Source organism: Paenibacillus ginsengihumi DSM 21568 (assembly GCF_000380965.1).
In the GTDB taxonomy this organism is placed as follows: Bacteria; Bacillota; Bacilli; order Paenibacillales; family NBRC-103111; genus Paenibacillus_G; species Paenibacillus_G ginsengihumi.
Genome location: NZ_KB905557.1, coordinates 61462 through 86368, shown reverse-complemented (window position 1 = coordinate 86368; position 24907 = coordinate 61462). Strand labels below are relative to the sequence as shown.

Sequence of the window (24907 nt, the reverse complement as noted above, 5' to 3'; positions counted from 1 at the left end):
CATAGGCGGTCAGGTTTTTTCCATAACAATCCGCCTACAGGAGGGACATCGGCGACTTGGCTAAAACCTTAAGCTTCTGGTTCTCCGATACGTGGCTCGGCAGCCGGTTCATGCTCTGGAGTCTGTTCTGGATCAATCTGCTCGGAACCGTATACGGATACATATGGTATGACGACCAATTGATTTATACCGCCGTCAAGCTATCCCCGTGGTATTTGCCTTTCGTTCCGGACAGTCCGACGGCAAGCTTGTTTTTCACCATCTTTATAGCCATGCTGCTGGCGGACAAGAGCAGGTCCAGGAACCGGCACACCGCGATTCGCGAGGTGAGGCCGGACCCGGCAGGCGGCATCGCCCGTTCGACCGTCGAAGCGTTCGCCTTGATTACATCGTTCAAGTACGGCATCTGGGCTGTGACGATGATCTGGGCCGGCGCATATCAGGGAGATGCCGTGACGTGGCAGGATTGGATGTTGACGATCTCGCACCTCGGCATGGCGGCGGAGGCGCTGCTGTATGCCGGATTTTACCGCTACCGCTGGCCGGCGGTACTGCTTGTCGGTCTGTGGACGGTGTGGAACGACTACATGGACTACGCCGTCGGCGTTTTTCCTTGGCTGCCCAGGTCGCTTGAGGACGATGTGCCCGCTGTAGCAACGTTCACCGTCGCGCTCAGCGCTGTCTCCATCTTGCTGGCGCTGGTCTTGTGGCTGATGCGGGAACGAAAAGGGGCAGAGCACAGGCAAACCGGCATAAAATAGGACATCCTCCCATAGGATCTACCTAGGAGGGGATGTCCGATGCGACGAATCCGCAGGTGGAGATGGACAGGCATGCTGGCGGTGCTGCTCGCCGTAAGCTTCGTGCTGCTTGGCTGCCGGACCGGGAAGGAGCAGGCCGATGCGGCGCCCAGACCGACGGAGGAGCAGCTGGCCAGCCTGCGGCTGCTGAACGAGACGGCCGCTGAGATGTATCAAAAAGTGATGCGGGGAGACTTGGAAGGCGGACGGGTCGGCATGCAGCAGATCAGCGACCAGGTGACGCAGCTCGGCAGCTTCGAGGGCGTCGCTACGGTGGAGGGGATGAACGCGCTCACCGAGGCGATCGTTCAGGCGAAGCGGGCCCTTGCGTCGGTTCAGGGCAACGTGGGCGCGGCGCAAATCGCCGCCGCCAAGGTGCGCCTCGCGACAGATGCGCTTACGCATCCGAGCCAGCCGATGTGGCTGCAATATTATTCGCTGCTGCAGGAGGATGTCGAGCTGCTGGAGCGCTCCGCCGCCGAGGGGAATAAAGCGTCGCTCCGTCAAGGGGCAAGCCGGCTCGACCAGCATTATGCGATCGTCAGACCGAGTCTTCTGATCAGCCGCAGCCTGGAAGATGTGACGAGAATGGATTCATTGAACACGTTTATAAGCAATCAGTCGGACGCGGAAGATCCGTTCAAGAACATCGAGAACGTCATTCTGCCTTTGCGGCAGACGATAGACAGGCTGTTTATGAAAAAAGAAACGACTGCCTACTTGCCGATCGCCGAGCCGCGCAATCCGATCATTTGGACGCTGGCGTTCGGCTCGGCCATTATTGCCGCGCTAACGTTCGCCGGCTGGCGCCTGGCCCAGAAGGAGGACTCAACCCCGCTGGGCGGGCCTGGCCAGGGCGTTTGAACGTCTATTCGGGCTTAAAGCCCTCGCCGAGCACATCGTGCACTTCATTAATAATGATGAAGGCGCGCTGATCCACCGCCCGGACGAGGTCTTTGAGCCTTTTCATTTCTTGCCGGTACACGACGCAGTATACAGCATGCTTCGATTGGCCGGAATAAGCGCCGACGGCTGGCAGAAGCGTGGCTCCCCTGTCCATCCGGGTCGTAATGGCTTCGGCGATCTCGTGGGCGCGGTCGGTAATGATCAGAAACGCCCTGGCCGCATATCCGCCCTCAATAACGAAGTCGATCATTTTCGAGACGATAAAGACGACAATCAGCGTATACAGTATTTTCTCTTTCGTAATGAAAAACAGCGAGGAGCCGATGACGGCTGCATCGAAGGCGAGCACGAACTGCCCCACGCTCCAGCCGAACCGCTTCTGGACGATGCGGGCCGCGATGTCCGAGCCGCCGGTCGTGCCGCCGTACCGGAATACGATGCCCAGACCTGCGCCGAGAGTAAAGCCGGCATAGGCCGCCACCAGAAAAAAATCGCGCTCGGTGCGAAACGGCACAAGCAGTCCGCGGGCGATCAGCAGCTCCATGATCCATAAAAAAAGCGATAGCGAGACAGTGCCTATAATCGTATACGCCATAGACGTTCGGCCAAGCGCCCGCCATCCTGCATAAAATAGCGGAACATTGATCAATAATGTACTGATTGACGGAGGAAAGCCGAAGACATAATTGAGCAGCAGAGCGATTCCCGTGATACCGCCCTCCATCAGCCCGTTAGGAATCACGAAATAATGAAGCCCGAACGCATATATGGCGGTTCCGAGCACGATCGGCCATGCCGAATTGAGGGAACGAAGCGACGTCGTCATGAGGCACCTCCGGATGTTGCTTTTTGCAAGGGCAAGTATATTGTCACCGTTTTTCGCGAAAAAAAATTTGTCATATCCCCTCGTTTTGCGTTAACATGGGGAGGAAATGAAATATCGCCGATCACTGACAGGAAGGTGGGTGATTTTTAGCCCGATGAATGCGCAGCCGCAAGAAAACCGCAAGGAACGAACGCTTAGGGACCTCCAGGACGAGGTTCATGCATACATATCCCAATTCAAGGAAGGATATTTCTCCCCGTTGTCTATGCTTGCAAGAATGTCCGAGGAAGTCGGGGAGCTTGCCAGGGAAGTCAATCACAGATTCGGGGAAAAGCCGAAGAAGCCGACGGAGGAGGACAATTCCATCGAGCTGGAATTGGGCGACATTTTGTTCATCACCATCTGCTTCGCCAATTCGCTCGGCATCGATCTTACGGAAGCGCATGATAAAATCATGCATAAATTCAACACGCGCGACGCGGATCGTTGGACAAAAGTGAACACCGAATCTTGACTCCCCTCATATTGTGTTATGTGAGGGGGGTTGATCATGAATGGCGAAGAAGCGATCCGAAGAGCGTACGATGCGATATTGAAGCACGACTTCGAGCAGGCCATCTCATGGTTCGAGCGAGCGATTGAGCTGGAGCCCGCCTGCGCGGCTTATCATTATAAGCTGTCCATCACCTACGCCCGCAGCAACAAGCTGGCCAAGGCGATTCACCATGCGAGAGAAGCGGTCCGGCTCGATCCGCACGACGAGCATTATTTGTTCCACTCCAATCATTTGCAGGCCAGGGAACTGACGATGCAGGCGGAGCGAATATTCGAGGACTCGGACGGGAAGCTGTGGCTGGCCGTGTCTTTGCTGAAGAAAGCGACCGAGCTCGATCCGCTGTCGCTGGAAGCACTGCTCTTGCTGGGCGTCGCATACTCCCGACTGAACGAATACCATGCGGCGGTGCAAGCTGTGAAGGAGCTGCTGAGACTGGACCCTCAGCATTCGCTCGGCCGCCGGCTGTTGCGAGAATATGAATGGAAATGGAAGCAGTACCTGAACGCAGGACATCGAGATTCAGCAGAAGATACCGGAAAGGATAGGATAAACGATGAGTCAACCGATTAGAGTAGCGGTAGCCGGCGCGACCGGCAGAATGGGACGGGAAACGGTCCGAATGGTGCTGTCCGATCCCGAGCTGCAACTGGTAGCGGCGGTCAGCCGTACGGCAGAGGCGATCGACGCCGGCCGGCTAGTGGGGCTGGAGCCTTGCGGCGTCCCGCTGACAGCGGATTTGGAGCTTGCTTTGGTGGAGACGAAGCCGGATGTACTGGTCGATTTTACGACCCCGCATTCGGCGGTCGCCCATACTTCGCTGGCGATCCGCCACGGCGTTCGCCCTGTCATCGGCACGACCGGCTTCAGTCCGGAAGACATCGAAGCGTTGGACAAGCAGTGCCGCGAGAAGGGGATCGGCGGGCTGATCGCCCCCAACTTCTCCATCGGCGCGATTTTGATGATGAAATTTGCCGCGCAGGCGTCCAAATATTTTCCTCATCTGGAGATCATTGAATATCACGGGGATCAGAAGCTTGACGCGCCGTCCGGCACGTCGGTGAAAACGGCCGAAATGATCGCGGAGGTCCGCGAGGAAGTCCGGCAAGGTCATCCGCAAGAGAAAGAAACGATTGAAGGCTCGCGCGGAGGGTATTACAATGGTTTCAGGATACATAGCGTCAGGCTGCCGGGTATCTTCGCCAAGCAGGAGGTTATCTTCGGCGCATTCGGCCAGACGCTGATAATCCAGCACGATTCTTACGATCGGGCGGGTTATATGCCTGGCGTCAATACGGCTGTCAAGAAGGTTATGCAGACGACCGGCATGGTATACGGATTCGAGCATTTTATCGATTGACCAGATTGCTTGCCGCATGAGGAGAGGAGACAGAAATACGCCATGTCCAAGCCGATGAATATTGCATTGATCGCGCACGACCGCAAAAAAGAGGAAATGGTCAATTTTGTAATCGCCTACGAAACGGTGTTCGAGCATCACAATCTGTATGCGACCGGAACGACCGGGACGAGAATTATGGAAAACACGAAGCTGAGCGTTCACCGCTTCATGTCCGGGCCGCTCGGAGGAGACCAGCAAATCGGCGCGCTCGTGGCGACGAATGAGATGGATTTCATCATCTTCCTGAGAGACCCGCTGATGGCGCAGCCTCACGAGCCTGACATCATCGCGCTGCTCCGGCTTTGCGATGTGCAGGGCATACCGGTCGCCACCAACATCGCGACGGCGGAAATATTGGTCAAGGCGCTGGACCGCGGAGATTTCGCCTGGCGCGAGCTGAAGGACAAATATAAGCCGGGTGTGGACGGATGACGGGCGGCGCAGGTGCAGGCGCTGCCAACGCCGCGTCCGGACCGCTCGATATGCTTATCTTCGGCGCGCACCCCGACGATGCCGAGATCGGAATGGGCGGCACCATTGCCCGTCATGCGGTGGCCGGGTACCGCATCGGCATCTGCGACCTGACCCGGGCCGAGATGTCCTCCAACGGGACGGTGGAGCGGCGCAGCGCAGAAGCGGAGGCCGCGTCGCGCGCGCTGAAGCTTGCCGTTCGCACGAATCTGGAGTTGCCGGACCGGGGCTTGTTCCTTCAGCCCGACTATATCGAACGCATTGCAGCGGAAATTCGCAGGTGGCGGCCGCGAATCGTATTCGCCCCCTATTGGGAAGACCGGCATCCGGATCATGTCGCCTGCAGCCATCTCGTGCAGGAGGCGGTATTCAACGCCAAGCTGAGGCGCTATATGCCGGAGCTTCCCGCGCATACCGTGCAGGAGACGTATTTTTATTTTATCAACGATGTGTATGAGCCGGATTTGATCGTGGACGTGTCCGAAGCGTATCCACAGAAGCAAGAGGCGCTTAAAGCGTACGCTTCCCAATTCGAAATGCCGGCGTCCGGGGATGTCGTCGCGACTCCGCTCAACCAGGGCTATCTGGAGCGGGTGGAAGCCCGCGACCGTCTGCTTGGACAAAGGCGATCGCTCGAATATGCCGAAGGGTTCGTCTGCAAGCTTCCGCTGCTGGTCGATTGGCTATAAATAAGCTTTCAGCAAGCAGCCTGCGGCTGCAATCCGAACAAACGGCGATGTGCCTGTTCTATGCGGGCGCGAGGGCCGTTTGTTTCGCACTCGGGGAGGGAAAAGCATGAAGAACCGGCTGAAAATCGGCATTACCTGTTACCCGACGCTGGGGGGCTCGGGCGTCGTGGCGACCGAGCTGGGCAAGCTGCTGGCCGAGAAGGGGCACGAGGTGCATTTTATTACGCATAGCATGCCTTTTCGGCTGGGGAAGTTTGACAAAAATATTTATTATCACGAGGTCGAGGTCAACGACTATTACGTGTTCAAATATCCGCCTTACGATCTGTCGCTCGCCAGCAAGCTCGCCCAGGTGGCGCAGCTTGAGCATCTCGATCTGCTGCATGTTCATTATGCGATTCCGCATGCCGTCTGCGCGCTGCTGGCCAAGCAGATGGTCGGCGCCGAGCTGAAGGTCGTCACGACGCTGCACGGCACGGATATTACAGTGCTGGCCCATGACGAGAGCTTGAGCGACCTGATCCGCTATGCGATCAACGGCAGCGACGCCGTGACTGCGGTATCGCAGGATCTTATTCGCGAGACGCGGGAGTTGCTCAACATCGAGAAGCCGATCGATCTGGCCTACAACTTCGTCGACAAGCGGGTGTACTATCCGCGCGATGTCCACAGCTTGCGGCGGGAGTTCGCGCATCCCGACGAGAAAATATTGATTCATATCTCCAACTTCCGTCCGGTCAAAAGAGTGCCGGATGTCGTCGACATCTTCGACCGGGTAAGCCGCGACATTCCCGCCAGACTCCTGTTCGTCGGCGAAGGGCCGGAGCTGTCGAAGGTGCTGTGCCAGGTGAAGGAGCGCGGGCTGCTCGACCGGGTGACGTTCTGCGGGAAGCAGGACGACGTCGCTCAGCTGCTGTCGCTGTCCGATCTGATGCTGCTGCCGTCGGAGAAGGAAAGCTTCGGCCTCGTCGCGCTGGAGGCGATGGCCTGCGGCGTTCCGACGATCGCCTCGAATGCCGGGGGCATTCCGGAATTGATCGCACACGGGGAGACCGGCTTTTTGGCCGAGATCGGCGATACGGAGCAGATGGCTCTGTATGCCAAGCGTCTGCTGACGGATCGGGGGCTCTATGAGCGGTTCGTGGAAGCTTGCCTGCAGCGGGCTCGCTTTACGTTCTGCAACGATCTGATCACGAGGCAATATGAAGAAATTTATTATCGCGTGCTGGACCGTCCTTTGCCCGAGCATGTGAGGCTGAGACCTGTCAGCTGTTGAGGGCGGGACGAAGGCGACGCGGGAAAGGCGGTGGCGGGAGCTATGAGCGAAGGGCTGGAACAAGGAGCGGTGCGCATTGTCCGAAGGTTGACGGAAGCAGGATATGAGGCTTACATGGTCGGCGGCTGCGTGCGCGACAAGCTGCTCGGCCGCCCGGTCAAAGATTACGATATCGCCACCTCCGCCAGGCCTGAGCAGGTGCAAGATCTGTTCGAGCGTACCGTGCCGACGGGGCTTAGGCACGGCACCGTCACCGTGCTGTTGGGCGGAGCTTCCTATGAAGTGACGACGTTTCGGGCCGAGGCGGAGTACGAAGATTACCGCCGCCCTACGGAAGTCGCTTATGTCGATAGCCTGGAGGAAGATCTGAAGCGGCGCGATTTCACGATGAACGCGATGGCGATCGACGCCGAAGGGCAGCTCGTCGATCTGTTCGGCGGGCAGCGCGATTTGGCGAAGAGACAGCTGCGCTGCGTCGGGAAGCCGGAGGAAAGATTCGGCGAGGACGCGCTGCGCATGCTGCGCGCGCTCCGTTTCGCCGCGGAGTACGGGCTGACGATGGAGGCAATGACCTGGCACGGCCTGCTCCGCTCGATCCCGCTGCTGAAGCATATCGCCATGGAGCGGGTGAGAGCGGAGCTGGCGCGGATGATCGAGGGCAGTGATCCGGACGAAGCGCTGCGGCTGCTCATCTTAAGTAAGGCGCTGCGCTATACGAAGGAGGGGCTTGCGCTTGCCGCAGCCGACGCCATCGGCGACTGGCGGGAGCTGCGCCGCCTGGAGGACGCCGAAGCGCGCTGGGCCTATCTGTACCTGCGCACAGGCCTCAGCTCTGCGGAGACGGCGGACGATTTGCGGCGGCTGACCTGCTCGCGCGCCTTTATCGACGCCGTCAGCCGGATTGCGGCCGCCCACGAAGCTATGCGCGCGGCGAATCAGCCGGATAGCGCGGCCGAGACCGCCCAGCCGGAGGAGCTCAGGCGCAGCTGGCTGCGCGCGGCGCTGCGCTTCGGGCGGCCCGCGCTGCGCCGCCTGCACGGGATCTATGCGCTCGATGCGGCCTGTCTGGCTGCGGCCTTCGGCCCGCATGCCGGCCCGCTTGGCGCGCAGCTGCTGCAGCGCGGCGCGGCCTGGCTCGGGGAGATGCCGGTAACGGGCATGGCCGAGCTGGCCGTGACGGGCGAGGACCTGCTCGCGCTGCCCGGCATGAAGCCCGGCCCGGCCCTGGGCCGCCTGCTCGGCGAGCTGCTGGACAAGGCCGCGCTCGGCGCTGCGCCGAACGAGCGGGAGCCGCTGCTGGACGAGGCGCGGCGCTTCCTTGCATCAATGTCCAATCGGGAGAACGAAACGACATGAACGATACGCGATTATTGGCTTTGTTCGAAGAAGCCGGCGGTGTCTTCCTTTCCGGCGAAGAGCTGAGCGGCAAGCTCGGCATCAGCCGCACGGCGGTATGGAAGCAGATCGAGCGCCTGCGTCGTCAAGGCTACCGCTTCGAAGCGGTGCCGCGGCGCGGCTATCGGCTCATCGCCAGGCCGGAGAAGCTGGATGTGGCTCGCATCTTGCGGACGCTGCAGACCGAATGGCTCGGCCGCTCTATCAAGTATTTGGAGCAGGTCGATTCCACGAATACGCTGGCCCATCAGCTGGTGGCGAAAGGGGAAGCCCAGGGCACGCTGATCGTCGCCGAGGAGCAGCTGTCAGGACGCGGAAGAATGGGGCGGTCGTGGCATTCTCCAGCAGGCAAGGGCATCTGGATGAGCTTTATTTTGCGGCCGGATATTCCGCTGCTGTTCACGCCGCAGCTGACGCTGCTTACGGCTGTTGCCGTATGCCGCGCGATCCGCGCCGTTGGCTCCGCCGAGGCCGGGATCAAATGGCCGAACGACATCCTGATCGGCGGCCGCAAAGTATGCGGCATTTTGCTGGAAACGAGCGCCGAGGAGGATCGGCTGCTGCATGTTGTAGCGGGGATCGGCGTCAGCGTCAATTTGACGGAGGACGATTATCCGCCCGAGCTTCGCAGCATCGCCACATCGCTGCTCATCGAGACCGGCCGACGGGTAAGCCGGGAGGAGCTGCTGTGCCGCATTTTGCAGGAGTGGGAAAGCTTGTTCTCCTTGTACCGGGCGGAAGGCTTTTCGCCGGTGCGCACGCTGTGGGAGACATTGTCCGTCACGCTGCATCGTCCGGTTCGCAGCGTGACGCCTCAGGGCGTGATCGAAGGGACCGCCCTTGCGCTGGACGAATCGGGCGCTTTAATCGTGCAGACAGCGGACGGCCAGCCTCATAAATTGTACTCCGGCGTCGTGGAATTCGGATGACAGTCCATGGAAAGTCTGCTATAATCGCTAGTACGACAGACGGTATCGCCGCGGCGCGAACCGTACTGGATGAGTGCCATTTTAGCATGACAAGTGCATATGGGTTGAAGCGATATGTCGGATTCTGCTCTGAGCCTGACGGACCGAGACAGAAGGATCATATGCGATGAAGCGTACATGTGACCTTTTAGCCTCTTGATTGCCGGGCTGAAGGTCTTTTTTGTTATCTACAGGTTCGATCGCCATCGTCCTGGCTCGCTAGGCTTTGCATTTTCTGGCTGTTTGCAACAATCCGGCCTACCTTCGCAATACTAAGATCCAAGATCAGAATGAAGAAAGCGGGTGCTGGGACTTGAGCGCAAGAAAACCGGTTACAACGGCCAAATTGAGAAAAATGAAAGAGGACGGCGTACCGATTACCGTCGTGACGGCTTACGACTATCCGTCCGCGATGCTGGCCGAGCTTGCCGAGGTCGATGCGATTCTGGTCGGCGATTCGCTCGCCAACGTCGTCCTCGGCTACGAATCGACGGTCCCGGTGACGATCGATGACATGGTGCACCATACGAAGGCGGTCACCCGGGCCGCGCGCGCCAGCTTCGTCATCGCCGATATGCCGTTCAATACGTACCATGGAAGCATTGACGCCACGCTGCGCAACGCTTCCAGGCTGATGCAGGAGGGGCTGGCGAAGGCGGTCAAGATGGAAGGTGGGGCGGAGATCGTTCCCGCTGTCGAGGCCTGCGTCAGGGCGGGCATTCCGGTCATGGCCCACATCGGCCTTACGCCGCAATCGATCCATCAGATCGGCGGCTACAAAGTGCAGGGCAAAAGCTCGGACCAGGCGGTCAAGCTGATGGAGGACGCCAAAGCGCTGGAGGCGGCAGGCGCCTTCTCCATTGTGCTCGAGCTGGTAACGGAACAGCTGGCGGCGCAAATGACCAGGGCGCTGTCCATCCCGACCATCGGCATCGGGGCCGGAGCCGGCTGCAGCGGCCAGGTGCTCGTCTTCCACGACCTGCTCGGCTATGCCGCGAAGCCGCAGCCCAAACGGTTCGTCAAGGAGTATGCCCGGATCGGCGAGCAAATTTTGCAAGGCTTGAAGCAGTATGTCAAGGAAGTGAAGGACGGGAGCTTCCCGGGACCGGAGCATTCGTTCAAGATGGATGACGACGTTGCCGAATATTTGTACGGTTCGTCCGGCAAGCCGCAGGCATAACAGGGGGGCGTAAATCATGAAGGTGATTCGATCGATTGCGGAGCTGCGCAACGCTTTGAAGGAGGAGCGGGCAGCAAGGCCGGGGCTTGCGGTCGGCTTCGTGCCGACGATGGGCTATCTGCACGAAGGGCATGCCTCGCTGCTGAAGGCGGCGCGGCAGTCATGCGACACAGTGGTGCTGAGCATATTCGTCAATCCGCTGCAATTCGGACCGGGCGAGGATTATGAGACATATCCCCGGGACGAGCAGCGCGATCTGGCTGTCGCCGAAGCCGAGGGCGCCGATTACGCCTTCCTACCGAGCGTTGCCGAGATGTACCCGTCGCCGACAAAAACAAAAGTGACGGTCGGGCAGGTTACGGAGCGGCTGTGCGGCGCATCGCGGCCGGGGCATTTCGACGGCGTCGCCACTGTCGTCACGAAGCTGCTTAACATCGTGCAGCCGGACCGGGCTTTTTTTGGCATGAAGGACGCCCAGCAGGTCGCTGTCATTCAGCAGATGACCCTGGACCTTAACCTTCCCGTCGAGATCGTGCCTTGTCCGACGCTGCGCGAAGCGGACGGGCTCGCCCGCAGCTCGCGCAACGTATACTTGAGCGAGGAGGAGCGGAAGCAGGCCGTCGTGCTTTACGAGGCGCTGAGCTTGGCCCGATCGCTGGCGGAGGCTGACAGGCAGATGACCGCGGAGGAGCTGAAGCGCCACATCGAGGCCAAGATCAGCTCCGCGCCGCTGGCCAGGATCGATTACGCGGAGGTGCTCGCTTACCCGTCGCTGGAACCTGTCGGCAAGCTAGCGGAGGCTGGCCGCGTCATCGTCGCGCTGGCGGTCAAGTTCGGCCGCACGCGGCTGATCGACAACATGATCCTGGAGTGAGGGCGGATCACCGCCAAATTCTCAAGATGGGAGGCTGCGGCATGTTCCGTACAATGCTCAAATCGAAAATCCACCGCGCGACCGTTACCGAAGCGAATTTGAATTACGTCGGCAGCATTACGATCGACGAGGATTTGCTCGATCTGGTCGATATGCTGCCGAACGAAAAGGTGCAAATCGTCAACAACAACAACGGGGCCCGCTTCGAGACGTATATTATTCCGGGGCCGCGCGGCTCCGGCGTCATCTGTCTGAACGGCGCCGCCGCCCGGCTTGTGCATCCCGGCGACACGGTCATCATTTTATCGTATGTCATGTTGACGGACGAGGAAGCGCGCCGCCATGTGCCGCAAATCGCCATTATGGGCGAGAACAACAAAGTCGTCAGCGTGCTCAAGGAAGAAATTCATTCCACCGTGCTGTAAGTCGAATGAAATAAAGCGGGGCGACGCACAATGAAGGTACAATTCAAGAAGCTCCGAGGTGGGATGAGCCATGTTCAAACATCTTTTTGCTTCCATGAACGAACTGCTTGACGAAGTGATGGCGCAGTACCCTTCTGCGGACGGGAACAAGCGGAGGGAGCTTGAAGAAAAATGGCAAGCCCTAAAAACGATGAGCGATCAATGCATCGAGGAATGGCTGTTGTTCGAGGAGAAGATGGGCAAGTTCGCTCAGAAGCACGGCGCGCCCAACGCTCCTCATGCCCCGGCCGCGGCGGAGCAGGAGACGATCGGGCGCAAAAACGAACGGTTCATCCGCGGCCAGGGCTACTACAAGCTGCATATGTTCCGCGAGGCGATCGATGCCTTCAAGGAGCTGGTCAAGCGGCAGCCTGACTTCAATCTGGCCCGCATGTATTTGGCCATGTCTTACCTTCGGCATGGCGAGCCGGACGAGAGCTATTATCATTTTCAATTATTATCCCGCCTTAGCGAAAACATTCAGATCAAGGCGATCGCCTACAACGCGATGGGCTGCATTCAGGCTGGCAAGCGAAATACGGATAAAGCGCTGGAATATTTCAACATGGCGTACCGCAACGACCCGGCCAGCATCGAGCCGCTGATCGAAGCGGGATTGTGCCGGGAATGGAAGGGCGGCTTGCAATTCCCTTTTCAATCTGCAAGAATGGAAGATGGCGCCGTGCAAGGAAAAGGTTGAGTTTTGCTATTTCCTTTTCTTCGCCATATTGGTATGCTAATGAGAAGAGCGGGGATGAAGGGATTGACCAGGCTGCATGAAATTTGCCGTATTGGATTTTGAGACTACCGGAAGCACCTCTTCGGATCGGATCATCCAAGTAGGGCTGACCGTTATACATGATCAGGAAATTACGGACAGGTATACTTCGCTGGTTCATCCTGGCATAAGTATACCTGCTTCTATTACGGCGCTTACCGGCATCGACGACGAGATGGTGAAGGAGGCGCCGCAGCTGGATGCCGTTATGGCCGAGCTCGTTCCGCTGCTGGACAATGCCGTGCTCGTAGGGCATAATATCGCTTTCGATCTCGCTTTTTTGCAGCGGGCGCTTGATGAGAGCGGCTACTTTCCGTTCGACGGCCGCGTGCTGGATACGATGGATTTGCTGCGCATGCTGTATCCCGGCATGTCCAGCCTGCAGCTCACCATGGCCTGCCAAGCGCTCGGCATTCCTCATGAGCGGCCCCATCAAGCGGACAGCGACGCCGAGGTTACGGCGCTCATCTGGCTGCGCTGCCTGCAGCGGCTCAAGTCGCTGCCGCTGCTCACCTTGCAGCGTCTGGAAACGGTGTTCGCGGATTCGGCAACCGACCTGCACTGGTTTCTTGCGGAAGTGCGCAAGGCCCAAGAGTTGCAAGAGCCGCTCGACCTAGATTCGGACCGGTATTTCCGCCAATTCGCGCTGCGCGTCGGCAATTGGGGAGAGGAGGAGGAAGCTGCGGACGCTGGTGACACCGAGCTGCCGGAGACGTTCGACAGCTTTAACGAAGCGTTCAAGGAAGCGCTTCGCCAGCGTTTCGCCGCCTACGAGGATCGCGAAGCCCAGACGCTCATGCAGCGGGAAGTGGCCGAGGCGCTTAAGCAGGGGCGCCATCTGATGATCGAAGCGGGCACGGGCACCGGCAAGTCGCTCGGCTATTTGATTCCTTCCTTATATTACGGGCTGAAGCACGAGACGAAGGTGCTCGTCAGCACGCATACGATCAATCTGCAGGAGCAGCTTCGCGAACGGGACATCCCTTTGCTGAACGAGCTGTTTCCCGTGCGGTTCAAGGCGGCTGTGCTCAAAGGGCGAAGCCATTATTTGTGCCTGCGCAAGTTCGAGCAAAAAATCAACCTGCAAGATTTTGAAAACGGCAAGGACGATCGTATCACAGCCGGTCAAATGCTCGTCTGGCTCGGGGAAACGGAGCGCGGCGACGACGAGGAGCTGCATTTTTCCGGGAAAGGCTCGTTCTTCTGGCAGTCGGTGGCCAGCGACGCGGATTCCTGCCTGAACCGGCAATGCCCGTGGTTCAAGAGGTGCTTCTATCACCGGGCCAAATACGAATCGAACGCCGCCGATGTCGTCATTACGAATCATTCGCTGCTGTTTACGGATATGAAGGCCGACAACCGCATTTTGCCGGGGTACAAGCATCTCGTTATCGACGAAGCCCATCATTTCGAGGAAGTGGCCGGCAAGCATCTGGGAATGGAGCTGCATTACCAAGGCTTGTCCAACGTCTTGTTCCGCTTGTATAAGGACGCCCGCACCGGCCAGCTGTCGGCCCTGCGGAACAAGCTGTCCCGCTTCGAGGACGAGCGCGCCATGGCATGGTGCAGTACGGTGGACATGGCTGTGGAGAAGCTGATCGTCCTGAAGGAGGAATGGGATCAACTCGCCGAGCAGCTGTACCAATTGCTGGCGGCGCGAAGCGATGCGGCTCAGGCCGAGTCGAACCAATTGGTGCTGCGGCTGAAGAAGGAAGCGTTGCCGCGCGGCTGGGACAGCCTGGCGGTGCTCGTCGACAACATGCATATTCACTTCAAGGAAGCGCTGCGGCCGCTTGAGAAGCTGCTCAGCGAGCTGAAAGACGTCGAAGACGAATACGATGTGCAGAGCCTCCTGACCGATTTGGGGGGGACGGTCAAAGATTTGCAGCGTTGCCGGGATACATTGCAGTTTTTCATGCAGCTTGGCGACGATAATTATGTGTATTGGATCGAAGCGGGACAATACGCCAAACACCGTTCTCTGCAGCTGGTATGCGTACCGATCGACGTCAGCGCGCTTTTGCACGAGCATTTCTTCAAACCGAAGGAAAGCGTCATTCTGACTTCCGCCACCTTGTCGGTCGGCAAGTCGTTCGACTACACCTGCGAGCAATTGGGACTGCGCGCAGAGCCGGCAAGTGCCGACGCGGCCGCGGCCGATCCGGGAAAGCTGAAGACGGTTCAGCTCCCATCGCCCTTTAATTACCGCAAGCAGGCGCTTGTCGCGATTCCGCGCGATTTTCCGAGCATTCGCGGCAGCTCCGGCGAGAAGGAATTCGTCGATCGCCTCATCCTGTCGCTGACGGAAGTGGCTTTGGAGACGAGGGGGCGCATGCTGGTGCTGTTCACCTCTAACCGGATGCTGAAGGCCGTGCATGCCGGTCTGAAGGATATGCTGGCTTCGTTCGGCATCCAAGTGCTCGGCCAAGGCGTGGACAGCAGCAACCGCAGCAAGCTGACAAGGCTGTTTCAGAGCCATCCCGAGAGCGTCCTGCTCGGCACGAGCAGCTTCTGGGAAGGCGTCGATATTCCCGGCGATGCGCTCACCTGCCTGGCGATCGTCCGCCTGCCGTTCCAGCCTCCGAATCATCCGCTGGTCGAAGCGAAGACGGAAAATTTGAAAAAACGCAATCTCAACGCGTTCATGAAGCTGTCGGTGCCGCAGGCGGTCATTCGCTTCAAGCAAGGGTTTGGCCGGCTCGTCCGAACAGCGTCGGATAAAGGCATCGTTATTTTGTACGATACCCGCGTCATCGATACGAGCTACGGCAAATACTTTCTGTATTCGTTGCCAGGGCCAAAAATCGAACATATGACGACGAGCCAGCTCGTACCGCGCATCAAGCAGTGGATGGAGGAGAACGGGTCATGAAAACGCCGAAAATTTCGGAAGCGGTCGTCCGGCGTCTGCCGGTCTACCTTCGTTATTTGAATGAGCTCAGCAAAAAAAACGTGACTACCGTATCATCGCAGGATCTCGGGCAGAAGCTCGACCTGAACCCGGCGCAAATCCGCAAAGATTTGGCTTATTTCGGAGAGTTCGGGAAAAAGGGGATCGGTTACGACGTCGACTATTTGATCGAAAAAATACGGCATATTCTCAAACTGGATAGAATCATCCCGGTAGCGCTCGTCGGCGCCGGCAATCTGGGCCGGGCGCTCTGCAACTACAACGCGTATTTGAAGGATAACATGAAGATTGTCGCCGTCTTCGATGCACAGCCGTCCAAGATCGGCACCTCGGTCAACAACCTGCAGGTGCAGCCGATGAACGAGCTTGGGGAAACGATTCGCCGGCTCGGCGTGCGCATCGGCATCATTACCGTGCCGGCCGGCGAAGCGCAGCAGGTGGCCAGCCAATTCGTGGAGGGCGGGGTGGAGGCGATTCTTAATTTCGCTCCCAGCATCATCAAAGTGCCGCCGGAAATTCGCGTGCACTACGCCGATTTTACGACAGAGCTGCAAAGCTTGGCCTATTATTTAGAATAAAAAAAAACAAGCCCGGCGGATTTCATCCGCCGGGCTTGTCCATTATTTGGAGAGAACGAACATGATCTCATAGATGAGATAGGCGAGCACCATGCTGATCGGAATCGTGATCAGCCAGGTCATGATCATCTTCGTCACGACACCCCACTTGACGTCGTGGAAGCGCATGACCGCCCCGGTGCCGATGATGGAAGAAGAAATGACATGGGTCGTCGAGAGCGGCATGCCGAGATGCGTTGAAGTCTGAATGACGATGGACGAGTTCAGATCCGAAGCGAACCCGTTGATCGGTTCGATCTTCAGCAGCTTCTTGCTCATCGTCTTAATGATGCGCCAGCCGCCGATCGAGGTGCCGAGCCCCATCGCCGTCGCTGCCGCCAGCTTGACCCATAAAGGCACGTCCAGTGTGTCCTGATAGCCGAGGGCGACGAGACCGAATACGATGATGCCCATCGCCTTCTGGGCGTCGTTGCCGCCATGGGAGAAAGACAGCAGCCCGGCAGACAATACTTGGAAAGATCTGAACATCCGGTTCAGCTTCGTCCGGGAATGGTTCCCTGCGGCGATAATCCACTTCTTGATGATCCACATGATAATGAAGCCGGTGCCGAAGGCGACGATCGGGGACAAAATCAGGATGAGTACAATTTCACCTAAACCGCCGAGATTGAGCGCTTGCCAGCCGGCGCCCGCGATGACCGCACCGGCCAGCGAGCCGATCAGCGTATGCGACGACGATGACGGAATGCCGTAATACCAGGTGACCAGGTTCCAGATAATGGCCGACAGCAGCGCGGCGATAACGACATGGACGCCGTTGTCGATCGTGGCCGGATCGGCGACTTTGCCGCCGACCGTTTTGGCGACTTCGGAAGAATAGATGGCGCCGACAAAATTGAGCACGGCAGCAAATAGAACGGCGAACCGGGGGGAAAGCGCCCGGGTTGAGATGGATGTGGCGATCGCGTTGGCCGTGTCGTGAAAGCCGTTGATAAAGTCGAAGATCAGCGCCAAGGCGACGATGATGATGATTAGTTCGAGCATAAGTTCCTCCTAAGCGGACTAGGCAGCGGCGTACGCTGTCCCGGATGTGCCTGTTGAAGCAAACATGTTCAGTCGATCAGGAATACCGGAGAACGACGCTTTCCAATATATTGGCAACGTCCTCGCAAGCATCGGTCGCCTGCTCCAGCCGCTCGTACATCTCTTTCAGCTTGAAATCGTGGTACGGGTCTGTCGGGTTGTGGAAAATTTCGCGTATGCCTTCGCGCATAAGCCGGTCGCCTTCGTTTTCCAGGCTGTTGATTTGAACGGTATGCTCGGTGATCTGCATGTACTTCTTCTTGGAGAGAAGCTTGAACGCATCCAGTATATGCTGACAGCATGAAACGAGCACAGCCGAAAAATCTTTCATATACTTATCGCTCTTTGTGATCTTCATGTAATCGAACCGTGCGATGGTCGCTTCGATGCCGTCCATGACATCGTCCACCTTGGAGGCCAGCTCCATGATATCCTCGCGGTCGAGCGGTGTAATAAACACTTTGTTCAAGCCTTTGAAGATTTGGTGGGTAATCTCGTCGCCCTGGCTCTCCAGCTCCTTAAGCTGGGGGTAATACGAAGCCGGCGGCTCGTCGCCCATCACCGCATTGCGGAAGATTTGCGCCGCCTGCAGCGTATTTTCCGATGCCTTGATGAGCAGCAGCAAAAAATCGGTGTCATTTTTTTTGGTGAACAACATGGTTCAAGCCTCCTCAGTATTTGGACAGGGTAATCCCTGAATTAACAAAACATCAACAAAACAGCCTCGAATTATGTAGAAAAAGGTCCGAAATTAACACAAAATTAAAAATAACACAATCGGCTTGCGAAAAGCAATCCTCGTTTATCCCGTTTAGAATATGTCGATGACGCCATTCTTATGAAGACGGCCGCAAGCCGCGCGCTGCTTGAATTTTAAGCGGCAAAGTTGTACATTGGAAACAATGAACTGATGGGGAAAGGTCGTGTAGCTCAAGTGAAGAAAACCGTGATCACAAACGGCATTTTTTTGACCATGGACGAGGCGCAGCCGCTCGTCCAAGGATGCATGGCGATCGAAGGGGAGAGCATTGCCTATATCGGCACCGAGCCCCCGCTGCCGCTGGAAGCTTATGACGAGCGAATCGACGGCAAAGGCAAGCTGTTCATGCCCGGTCTTGTCAATACGCATTGCCACGCGGCGATGTCGCTGCTGCGCGGCTACGGGGACGATCTGGCACTCCAGATTTGGCTTGAGCAAAAAATGTGGCCGATGGAAGCGCAGTTTACGGCGGAAGACGTGCGCGCAGGCACCATGCTGTCGATTCTGGAGATGATCAAGAGCGGCACGACGACTTTTGTCGATATGTATGACCATATGGATGAAGTGGCCAAAGCGGTGCAGGCGAGCGGCCTGAGAGGCTGCCTCACCCGCGGCGTCATCGGCCTCTGTCCGCCGGACGTGCAGGACGCCAAGCTGAAGGAGGCGGTCCAGTTCGCTAGAGATTGGCACGGCCAGGCGGAAGGACGCATTACGACGATGATGTCGCCGCATGCCTCGTATACGTGCCCGCCCGATTATATCGAACGGATCGTGCAAGCCTCGCACGATCTGAACTTGCCGATTCATACCCATATGTCGGAGACGGCGCGCGAGGTGCAGGACAATGTCGATCGATACGGGGCGCGGCCGGTCGCCCATCTCGAGAAGCTTGGCGTATTCGAGCGCCCGACGCTGGTAGCGCACGGCGTCCACCTCACCGACGAGGAAATCGCTGTGCTGAAGCGCTACGACGTGCGGGTATCGCATAATCCGGGAAGCAATCTGAAGCTGGCCAGCGGCGTGGCCCGCGTGCCCGAGCTGCTTAAGGCCGGCGTGCTCGTGTCGCTTGGAACCGACAGCTCGGCCAGCAACAACAATCTCGACATGTTCGAGGAGATCAGGCTGGCGGCCCTGCTGCATAAAGGGGTATCCGGCGATCCGGTCGCCGTCCCGGCGTGGGAAGCGCTGAAGCTGGGCACGACTTACGGCGCGCGGTCGATCTGGCTGGATCAAGTCGGGATGCTAAGGCCCGGCATGAAGGCCGACGTGATCGGGCTCGATATCGAGCAGGCGCACTTCTATCCGCGCACGAATTTGATCTCGCATGCGGTATACGCCGCTTCCGGCAGCGATGTCGTCGACATGTGCGTGAACGGCCGCTGGATCATGCGCAGCCGGGAGTGCTTGACTGTCGATGAAGAACGGGTGCGCTTCGAAGCGCAGCGCAGCTTTGAGAGGCTGACGGGACAGTGATGGCACGGCTTCGCGACAATCGCTACCTTCGCCGCTTTCTCGGCTGGAAGCTGGCCGCGGCAGTCGCCACGATCGCGATATTGCTGCTGGTGCTCGGCAGCCTGCTGTTTTCTTCCATCATGGGCGGCGAATGGGAGGCGCGGCGCGCCGCTGTACTTGCCGCTTACGAGAAGACGATTTTGGCCAAAGCGGACAAGGTCGACAGGTTCGTCGGCGACAAGACATATACCGTGATTCAGGGGCAGGATAAGATCGGGCAAGGTCTGATCGTCTGGGTGAGCGAGGATGAGCTGATCGCCGAGATGGCGGCAGACGGCATCGGCCCGGAGCAGGCCGTCTCGCAAACGATGTCCAAAGCGCAAGGCATCGAAGTGCTGCGGGTTACGCCCGGCATTTTGCACAATGAAAAGGTGTGGGAAGTGTTTTACAAGCTGCCTCCGGAGAATGGAGGCCGCAGCAAGTATTATTACGATTATTATACGTTCAAGGACGGGACTCCGATCGATACGTGGCGCCTCAGCATTCAGTAGCCGCGCTTGCCATCGGCCCGGTCAAGCCGCTTGCAAGCTTTGCTTGCAGCGGCTTTTTTCGCTTGTTTCCCGGTCTTCCACACATTGCATCCGCCATTTTGATATATCGTATGCTATACTTTAGATATGCCTTTTGCTGGCGTATGATCGTTATATCAACGAAAATCGATTTTTAACATATAGAGAGGGGGACGATGGCAGATGAAGATACGTCTCTTACCCGTTATCATCAGTGTTTGCGTTTCGGCGGTATTGCTGTTCGGCGGATATTTCGCATACCGCAGCGTGGCCATGGAAAGTCCGCTGCATTCGGTTGTCTCCGGCATTCCCGGCGCAGAGCTCGTCTCCTTGAAGCTGAGCGGCGACAAAGCCGAGATCGCCGTCAAACTGGCTCCCGAGGCAAGCCTCAGGGAAGTATATCAGCGCATCGAAGCGGAAGGCGCCGTGGCGCTGAAAGGCCGCGAATTGGTGCTGAAGGCGGAAGAATCGCCGGATGCGGCGCTCGATCAGTGGTGGGCGTCGGCGTTGTTCGAGGTCGCCCAAGCGATGGAGACGATGCATTATGCGGACATACCGAAAGCGCTGGAGGCGCGGGCGGAGGCGTCGGGCAGTGGCCTTACGGTCGAGACCGAAATGGACGAGAAATATGTCTACGTCACATTGCGGAACAACGAAGCAGTCAAGCGCATCATGCTGCCGCGGACGCCTGCCAAGCTGGGAGTGTGGCCGAATGAGTAAATACGGCAAGGAAATTTTTATCGGCACGACGCCGGTCGTGATCGCCTTCCTCATATACATGGGCGTGAACATCGTTCCGATCGTATTTATGACGGCGATTTTGGGCATTTTCTTCTATATGAGCCGCGCTCGCGGCGGCATGGGCGTAGGGGGCTCCTCCGAGCGCAAAAGCCGCAGCAGGCCGCCGGTCTATATGACCTTTGACGATATCGGCGGGCAGGACCGCGCCAAGCGGGAGCTAAGGGAGGCGCTCGATTTTCTGATTCGGGCGGACGATATCCAGCGCCTCGGCATCCGTCCGCTGAAAGGGATTTTGCTGACAGGGCCTCCGGGCACAGGCAAGACGCTGCTGGCCAAGGCGGCGGCGCATTATACGAATTCCGTCTTTTTGGCCGCTTCCGGCAGCGAATTCGTCGAGATGTATGTCGGCGTCGGTGCCAGCCGCATCCGCGATCTATTCAAGGAAGCGCGGAGCCGCGCAGCCAAGGACAACAAGGACAGCGCGATCGTGTTCATCGACGAGATCGATGTGATCGGGGGCAAGCGCGACGGAGGCCAGCACCGGGAGTACGATCAGACGCTGAACCAGCTGCTGACCGAGATGGACGGCATCCACACCGCGCAGACGCCGCGGGTGCTAGTTATTGCCGCCACCAACCGGAAGGAAATGCTGGATAGCGCGCTGCTGCGCCCGGGACGCTTCGACCGGCAGATCGAGGTCGACTTGCCGGACAAGAAGGGGCGGCTGCACATTCTCCGCATTCATGCGAAGAACAAGCCCCTGGCCGAAGACGTCGATCTGGAGATCGTCGCCCGGGAAACGTTCCAATTCTCCGGCGCCCAGCTGGAGAGCGTGATGAACGAAGCGGCGATCTACGCGATGCGCGAAGAGGCGGAAGCGATCAGCCAGAAGCATCTGACGCTGGCTGTGGACAAGGTGATGCTTGGCGAAAAGACAGACCGCGAATCGACGCAGGAGGAGCGGGAGCGCGTCGCCCTGCACGAGCTCGGCCACGCGATCGCCGCCGAGGTGCTGCGGCCCCGCTCGGTCGCCCAGGTAGCGCTCAGCCCGCGGGGCAAGGCGCTCGGCTATGTGCGCCATAATCCGCAGCAGGACCAGTATTTGTATACGAAGGAGCAGATCGAGCACCAGATTATGATCGCGCTGGGCGGCGCGGTCGCCGAAGAAATGTTCTACGGAAGCCGGAGCACAGGCTCCCGCAACGATTTCGAGCAGGCGCTCGGCATGGTGCGCACGATGATGGACGCCGGCCTGACCCGCCTCGGCATCGTCGACAGAGAGATGGCGACGAAAGAGCGGCTGATGGAGGAGAACCGGGCCATACTCGAAGAGCTGACCGAGGCGACGCGAAAGCTGCTTGAAGAGAGGCGTCCGGTGTTCGAACAGTCGCTGGAGCTGCTGATCCGGGAAGAGACGCTGTCGGGCGACGAATTCCGCAAGCTGCTGCAGCAATGCGACAAAAAAAGCATAGCCTGACAACAACCGTAATGCGGGCCGGATAGGCCGCGTTGCGGTTTTTTGCGCTTTTTCGAGATTGGTGCAACTTTTTTCTGTTATGATAGTCTAATAGAATGGGAGATTTCGCCATATAACCTGCGCTTTCGTCTGCAAATCCAGCAGATTTGCAGATATTTACATAAATCTTGAAAATTTTCACGAAAAATCGAGGTGCATGATGAAAAAAATCACTGTCTGGCTAGTCTTGCTGCTCTCATCGATTTTGCTTCTTCCCGCCTTGGTGTCTGCGGCGGAGGCACCTATTCAACTGTTTATGAACGGGAAGCCGCTTGTCGGCGAAGTGCCTCCCCGCATCGTGAATGGCAACACGCTCGTGCCGATCCGCATCATTGCGGAATCGCTCGGCTCGGAAGTATCCTGGGAGCCAAAGGAGCGTAAAGTGACGATCGAAAAAGGCAAAACGAGCATTCAATTGTTCATTGACAAAACGAAGGCGCTGGTCGGCAGCCAGGCTTACGAGCTGGAGACGGCGCCGATGATCGCGGAAGGCAATACGCTGCTTCCCGTCCGCTTTGTGAGCGAGCAACTCGGAGTCGATGTGAAATGGGACGAAATTACGAGATCCGTATTTTTGTACCAAAATGAGGAGGCGAATCAAGGCGACGGTTCGGAAACGGTCGATTCCCCTCAATCTGAAGGGCCGGTCAAGGCGGGCGACGAAGCGCCGGCCGGCGGCGATGAGGCTCCGGCGAATAACGCCAAGGCTCCCGAGCCGATAGCCGGCTGCCCCGCTCCGCGGGCTCCCGCCGCCAAGCAGGCGGAGACTGCAGGCGAGCAGCAGCCGACGGATGCCGCCGAGGCGAACGCGGCAAGCGGCCGCGCGGCAGAGGGGAAAGAGCAGCCGGCAGGCGGCAAGTCGGATCGCACGTCCGATAAGGCCGAAAACCGGACCGATGCGGCATCAGAGAAGAAGAAGGAAGCCGCGGGAACGAATAAGCCGGATTCGGAGGGGATTGTCAAGACATCTTCGCTCCAGCGCGAATCTTCCGCGGACCAGCAGCAGGAAGGCCAATCGTCCGCAGGCGGCAAGAAGACCGAAGCGGCTGACGCCGCCGGCAAGGAGGCGGGTAAGAGCGCCGGGCAATCGTCCGGAACGGAAATCGCCGGGGACAAGCAGGATTCCCGGGGGGAAGCGGCGAATACGTTAAACGGAGAGGCCGCTTCCGGCGCGCAAACAGACAAAGCTGCGGCGCTTCCCGTGTTCAAGGGCGTTAAGGTCGCCGGCGAGTGCCTTGTCGTCATGACCGACGGCGGCGAGCCTGAACCGAAAGTGTTCTCCCTGTCCGGGCCGGACCGCATCGTTATCGATCTCCCGCAGGCCGTACTGGATCCGGAGCTGGATGCCCGTGTTAACCCGCAAGGGGAAGGGCAGCTGGCGGAAAACAGCGATTACGTCGCATCAATTCGCTATTCTCTATTTTCAAAAGAGCCATCGACCGTTAGAATAGTAATAGATTTGGCTAAAAAAGCGAAGTTTACTAGAGTGGAAGAATCGGTGCCGAATCAACTCACCTTCGTATTCGGCGGCAGGAGCTTCCCCGCCAAATCCGGCAAGCCGAGAATCGTGCTCGATGCCGGCCATGGCGGCAAGGACCCCGGCACGACATCGGCCAGCGGGCGGCATGAGAAAGATTTCGTGCTTCCCTTGACGCTGAAGGTGAGCGAGTTGCTCAAGCAGGACCCCCGGCTCGAGATCGTTTTGACGCGCAGCGACGATACGTACCCGGAGCTTTCCGAGCGCGTGGAAATCGCCAATCTTGCGCAGGCGGACCTGTTTGTCTCCATTCATGGCAACTCCGTGCTGGATAATCCGTCGATTCGCGGCACGGAGACGTATTACTGGACTGATCAGAGCCGCGAATTCGCCGAGCTCATGCACCGGCATTTGCTGGCCGCTACGGGATTTCCGGACAGGAAAGTGAAGAAGAACAATTTTTACGTGATCCGCAACACGGAGATGCCCTCTGTGCTCCTGGAAATCGGATTTCTATCCAACCCGACCGAGGAAGCGTTGATGTACAGCGAGGCGTTCCAGGACAAGGTCGCCGCGTCGATCGCCGCAGCCATCAAAGAGCAGTTGAATCTCGACTAAGGAGTGGGTGTAACGATGACAGCGAAAATGTGGAAACGCGCGGCGTTAGCAGCGGCTGTACTGGCGGTGCTTGCGGGATGCGGGCAGAAGCCGGCAGCGAATCCTCCGACGGAATCGCCAGGGACGAATCCGGGCGTCAGCCAGGGAGCGAATCCGGGCGCGGAACAGGGCGCGAATCCGCCTGCGGTGAATGAGTCGCAAAAGCCGGCGAACGAGCAGGAGAAGAAGGAATATACCGTCAAGCTGTATTACGCGGACGCCCAGATCGAGAAGCTGGTGGAGCGGGAAAAATCGGTTTCCGTCGAGCAGGAGAGCGACAAATATTTGGCGGTGCTGAAGGAGCTCGCCACGAGCCCGGACAGCCAGACGATCGCGCTCTGCAAAGGCTTCACGTTTCATTCTGCAGCGCTTAAGGACAAGCAGCTGAACGTGGATTTGAGCATTTCTCCCGAAGGGCGGCTCGGCTCGGGCGGAGAACAGCTCGTGCTCGATGCAATCAAGCGCACGCTGTTTCAATTTGACGAGATTGAAAGCTTTGATCTATTGGTAGACGGCCAGCAGGTCGAGAGCTTGATGGGCCATATGGATCTTCCCCATCCCATCAAACGTTAACGCTGCGG

At 58.3% G+C, this 24907-nt stretch carries 25 protein-coding genes; 22 read left to right on the top strand and 3 right to left on the bottom strand.

What is annotated here, in order from left to right; translation table 11 throughout:
* The first annotated feature begins 56 nt into the window (after window positions 1-56).
* Together F591_RS0107815 and F591_RS0107810 are read left to right on the top strand one after the other, a co-directional pair.
* Window positions 57-761, top strand: a complete 705-nt coding sequence (locus F591_RS0107815; protein ID WP_019534037.1) for a DUF1405 domain-containing protein — start codon at window positions 57-59, stop codon at window positions 759-761.
* 39 nt (window positions 762-800) lie between these two features.
* A complete protein-coding gene (locus F591_RS0107810) occupies window positions 801-1664 on the top strand; it encodes a sporulation protein YpjB (RefSeq protein ID WP_051109139.1) in 864 nt (287 codons plus the stop codon).
* A 4-nt stretch (window positions 1665-1668) separates the two neighbouring features.
* Here F591_RS0107810 and F591_RS0107805 read toward each other — a convergent pair whose 3' ends face one another.
* A complete protein-coding gene (locus F591_RS0107805; RefSeq protein WP_019534035.1) occupies window positions 1669-2532 on the bottom strand; it encodes a YitT family protein in 864 nt (287 codons plus the stop codon).
* Between the two features lie 154 nt (window positions 2533-2686).
* On the opposite strand from F591_RS0107805, the gene F591_RS0107800 reads away from it, so the two are divergent.
* From F591_RS0107800 to F591_RS0107735, 14 genes are all read left to right on the top strand, one after another.
* Window positions 2687-3046 (top strand): nucleotide pyrophosphohydrolase, encoded by a 360-nt coding sequence (locus F591_RS0107800; protein ID WP_019534034.1) that lies wholly within the window; start codon window positions 2687-2689, stop codon window positions 3044-3046.
* A gap of 36 nt (window positions 3047-3082) precedes the next feature.
* Window positions 3083-3658 (top strand): tetratricopeptide repeat protein, encoded by a 576-nt coding sequence (locus tag F591_RS0107795; protein ID WP_019534033.1) that lies wholly within the window; start codon window positions 3083-3085, stop codon window positions 3656-3658.
* Window positions 3642-4445 (top strand): 4-hydroxy-tetrahydrodipicolinate reductase, encoded by an 804-nt coding sequence (dapB, locus tag F591_RS0107790; protein WP_026326446.1) that lies wholly within the window; start codon window positions 3642-3644, stop codon window positions 4443-4445. Before F591_RS0107795 ends, dapB begins: the two co-directional genes overlap by 17 nt.
* Window positions 4446-4499: 54 nt before the next feature.
* Window positions 4500-4919 (top strand): methylglyoxal synthase, encoded by a 420-nt coding sequence (locus F591_RS0107785; RefSeq protein ID WP_026326445.1) that lies wholly within the window; start codon window positions 4500-4502, stop codon window positions 4917-4919.
* On the top strand, window positions 4916-5647 hold the full coding sequence (bshB1, locus tag F591_RS0107780; protein WP_019534030.1) for a bacillithiol biosynthesis deacetylase BshB1: 732 nt from the start codon (window positions 4916-4918) through the stop codon (window positions 5645-5647). The genes F591_RS0107785 and bshB1 overlap by 4 nt, the downstream gene beginning before the upstream one ends.
* Before the next feature lie 106 nt (window positions 5648-5753).
* Complete coding sequence (gene bshA / locus F591_RS0107775; RefSeq protein ID WP_019534029.1) at window positions 5754-6923, top strand: N-acetyl-alpha-D-glucosaminyl L-malate synthase BshA; 1170 nt, start codon at window positions 5754-5756, stop codon at window positions 6921-6923.
* Window positions 6924-6965: 42 nt separating this feature from the next.
* Window positions 6966-8279 carry a CCA tRNA nucleotidyltransferase gene (locus F591_RS0107770; protein ID WP_019534028.1) on the top strand — a complete coding sequence of 438 codons (1314 nt, stop codon included), beginning with the start codon at window positions 6966-6968 and terminating at the stop codon, window positions 8277-8279.
* The gene (locus F591_RS0107765) at window positions 8276-9247 is read left to right on the top strand and encodes a biotin--[acetyl-CoA-carboxylase] ligase (RefSeq protein ID WP_019534027.1); all 972 of its coding nucleotides are present in this window, start codon (window positions 8276-8278) and stop codon (window positions 9245-9247) included. Before F591_RS0107770 ends, F591_RS0107765 begins: the two co-directional genes overlap by 4 nt.
* A 352-nt stretch (window positions 9248-9599) precedes the next feature.
* Window positions 9600-10466 (top strand): 3-methyl-2-oxobutanoate hydroxymethyltransferase, encoded by an 867-nt coding sequence (gene panB, locus F591_RS0107760; RefSeq protein WP_026326443.1) that lies wholly within the window; start codon window positions 9600-9602, stop codon window positions 10464-10466.
* 16 nt (window positions 10467-10482) lie between these two features.
* Window positions 10483-11340: a pantoate--beta-alanine ligase gene (panC, locus tag F591_RS0107755; protein ID WP_019534025.1), complete on the top strand. Its 858-nt coding sequence runs from the start codon at window positions 10483-10485 to the stop codon at window positions 11338-11340.
* Window positions 11341-11381: 41 nt separating this feature from the next.
* Complete coding sequence (gene panD, locus F591_RS0107750; RefSeq protein ID WP_019534024.1) at window positions 11382-11765, top strand: aspartate 1-decarboxylase; 384 nt, start codon at window positions 11382-11384, stop codon at window positions 11763-11765.
* A gap of 70 nt (window positions 11766-11835) precedes the next feature.
* A complete protein-coding gene (locus tag F591_RS0107745) occupies window positions 11836-12504 on the top strand; it encodes a tetratricopeptide repeat protein (RefSeq protein WP_019534023.1) in 669 nt (222 codons plus the stop codon).
* 76 nt (window positions 12505-12580) lie between these two features.
* Window positions 12581-15454, top strand: a complete 2874-nt coding sequence (dinG, locus tag F591_RS0107740) for an ATP-dependent DNA helicase DinG (protein ID WP_019534022.1) — start codon at window positions 12581-12583, stop codon at window positions 15452-15454.
* Window positions 15451-16071: a redox-sensing transcriptional repressor Rex gene (locus F591_RS0107735; protein ID WP_019534021.1), complete on the top strand. Its 621-nt coding sequence runs from the start codon at window positions 15451-15453 to the stop codon at window positions 16069-16071. Before dinG ends, F591_RS0107735 begins: the two co-directional genes overlap by 4 nt.
* A gap of 42 nt (window positions 16072-16113) precedes the next feature.
* Here F591_RS0107735 and F591_RS0107730 read toward each other — a convergent pair whose 3' ends face one another.
* Together F591_RS0107730 and F591_RS0107725 are read right to left on the bottom strand one after the other, a co-directional pair.
* Entirely contained in the window at window positions 16114-17115 is a 1002-nt protein-coding gene (locus tag F591_RS0107730; protein ID WP_019534020.1) for an inorganic phosphate transporter, read from the bottom strand.
* Window positions 17116-17191: 76 nt separating this feature from the next.
* Window positions 17192-17812, bottom strand: coding sequence for a DUF47 domain-containing protein (locus tag F591_RS0107725; protein ID WP_019534019.1), 621 nt, complete (start codon window positions 17810-17812; stop codon window positions 17192-17194).
* 276 nt (window positions 17813-18088) lie between these two features.
* On the opposite strand from F591_RS0107725, the gene F591_RS0107720 reads away from it, so the two are divergent.
* The 6 genes from F591_RS0107720 to F591_RS0107690 all read left to right on the top strand — a co-directional run bounded on the left by F591_RS0107720 (window position 18089) and on the right by F591_RS0107690 (window position 24899).
* The gene (locus F591_RS0107720) at window positions 18089-19387 is read left to right on the top strand and encodes an amidohydrolase (RefSeq protein WP_019534018.1); all 1299 of its coding nucleotides are present in this window, start codon (window positions 18089-18091) and stop codon (window positions 19385-19387) included.
* On the top strand, window positions 19387-19917 hold the full coding sequence (locus F591_RS0107715; RefSeq protein ID WP_019534017.1) for a cell wall elongation regulator TseB-like domain-containing protein: 531 nt from the start codon (window positions 19387-19389) through the stop codon (window positions 19915-19917). Before F591_RS0107720 ends, F591_RS0107715 begins: the two co-directional genes overlap by 1 nt.
* Window positions 19918-20118: 201 nt before the next feature.
* Window positions 20119-20655 carry a hypothetical protein gene (locus F591_RS0107705; protein ID WP_019534016.1) on the top strand — a complete coding sequence of 179 codons (537 nt, stop codon included), beginning with the start codon at window positions 20119-20121 and terminating at the stop codon, window positions 20653-20655.
* A complete protein-coding gene (locus F591_RS0107700; RefSeq protein WP_019534015.1) occupies window positions 20648-22153 on the top strand; it encodes an AAA family ATPase in 1506 nt (501 codons plus the stop codon). The genes F591_RS0107705 and F591_RS0107700 overlap by 8 nt, the downstream gene beginning before the upstream one ends.
* Before the next feature lie 196 nt (window positions 22154-22349).
* Window positions 22350-24287, top strand: a complete 1938-nt coding sequence (locus F591_RS0107695; protein ID WP_019534014.1) for an N-acetylmuramoyl-L-alanine amidase — start codon at window positions 22350-22352, stop codon at window positions 24285-24287.
* Window positions 24288-24302: 15 nt separating this feature from the next.
* The gene (locus tag F591_RS0107690) at window positions 24303-24899 is read left to right on the top strand and encodes a GerMN domain-containing protein (protein ID WP_019534013.1); all 597 of its coding nucleotides are present in this window, start codon (window positions 24303-24305) and stop codon (window positions 24897-24899) included.
* Window positions 24900-24907 lie beyond the last annotated feature (8 nt).

Bases quoted from the DNA above. Each gene is read 5' to 3' on its own strand.
- F591_RS0107810 (WP_051109139.1), top strand. From the start codon at position 801: ATGCGACGAATCCGCAGGTGGAGATGGACAGGCATGCTGGCGGTGCTG.
- F591_RS0107805 (WP_019534035.1), bottom strand. From the start codon at position 2,532: ATGACGACGTCGCTTCGTTCCCTCAATTCGGCATGGCCGATCGTGCTC.
- F591_RS0107800 (WP_019534034.1), top strand. From the start codon at position 2,687: ATGAATGCGCAGCCGCAAGAAAACCGCAAGGAACGAACGCTTAGGGAC.
- F591_RS0107795 (WP_019534033.1), top strand. From the start codon at position 3,083: ATGAATGGCGAAGAAGCGATCCGAAGAGCGTACGATGCGATATTGAAG.
- dapB (WP_026326446.1), top strand. From the start codon at position 3,642: ATGAGTCAACCGATTAGAGTAGCGGTAGCCGGCGCGACCGGCAGAATG.
- F591_RS0107785 (WP_026326445.1), top strand. From the start codon at position 4,500: ATGAATATTGCATTGATCGCGCACGACCGCAAAAAAGAGGAAATGGTC.
- bshB1 (WP_019534030.1), top strand. From the start codon at position 4,916: ATGACGGGCGGCGCAGGTGCAGGCGCTGCCAACGCCGCGTCCGGACCG.
- bshA (WP_019534029.1), top strand. From the start codon at position 5,754: ATGAAGAACCGGCTGAAAATCGGCATTACCTGTTACCCGACGCTGGGG.
- F591_RS0107770 (WP_019534028.1), top strand. From the start codon at position 6,966: ATGAGCGAAGGGCTGGAACAAGGAGCGGTGCGCATTGTCCGAAGGTTG.
- F591_RS0107765 (WP_019534027.1), top strand. From the start codon at position 8,276: ATGAACGATACGCGATTATTGGCTTTGTTCGAAGAAGCCGGCGGTGTC.
- panC (WP_019534025.1), top strand. From the start codon at position 10,483: ATGAAGGTGATTCGATCGATTGCGGAGCTGCGCAACGCTTTGAAGGAG.
- panD (WP_019534024.1), top strand. From the start codon at position 11,382: ATGTTCCGTACAATGCTCAAATCGAAAATCCACCGCGCGACCGTTACC.
- F591_RS0107745 (WP_019534023.1), top strand. From the start codon at position 11,836: ATGTTCAAACATCTTTTTGCTTCCATGAACGAACTGCTTGACGAAGTG.
- dinG (WP_019534022.1), top strand. From the start codon at position 12,581: ATGAAATTTGCCGTATTGGATTTTGAGACTACCGGAAGCACCTCTTCG.
- F591_RS0107735 (WP_019534021.1), top strand. From the start codon at position 15,451: ATGAAAACGCCGAAAATTTCGGAAGCGGTCGTCCGGCGTCTGCCGGTC.
- F591_RS0107730 (WP_019534020.1), bottom strand. From the start codon at position 17,115: ATGCTCGAACTAATCATCATCATCGTCGCCTTGGCGCTGATCTTCGAC.
- F591_RS0107725 (WP_019534019.1), bottom strand. From the start codon at position 17,812: ATGTTGTTCACCAAAAAAAATGACACCGATTTTTTGCTGCTGCTCATC.
- F591_RS0107715 (WP_019534017.1), top strand. From the start codon at position 19,387: ATGGCACGGCTTCGCGACAATCGCTACCTTCGCCGCTTTCTCGGCTGG.
- F591_RS0107705 (WP_019534016.1), top strand. From the start codon at position 20,119: ATGAAGATACGTCTCTTACCCGTTATCATCAGTGTTTGCGTTTCGGCG.
- F591_RS0107700 (WP_019534015.1), top strand. From the start codon at position 20,648: ATGAGTAAATACGGCAAGGAAATTTTTATCGGCACGACGCCGGTCGTG.
- F591_RS0107695 (WP_019534014.1), top strand. From the start codon at position 22,350: ATGATGAAAAAAATCACTGTCTGGCTAGTCTTGCTGCTCTCATCGATT.
- F591_RS0107690 (WP_019534013.1), top strand. From the start codon at position 24,303: ATGACAGCGAAAATGTGGAAACGCGCGGCGTTAGCAGCGGCTGTACTG.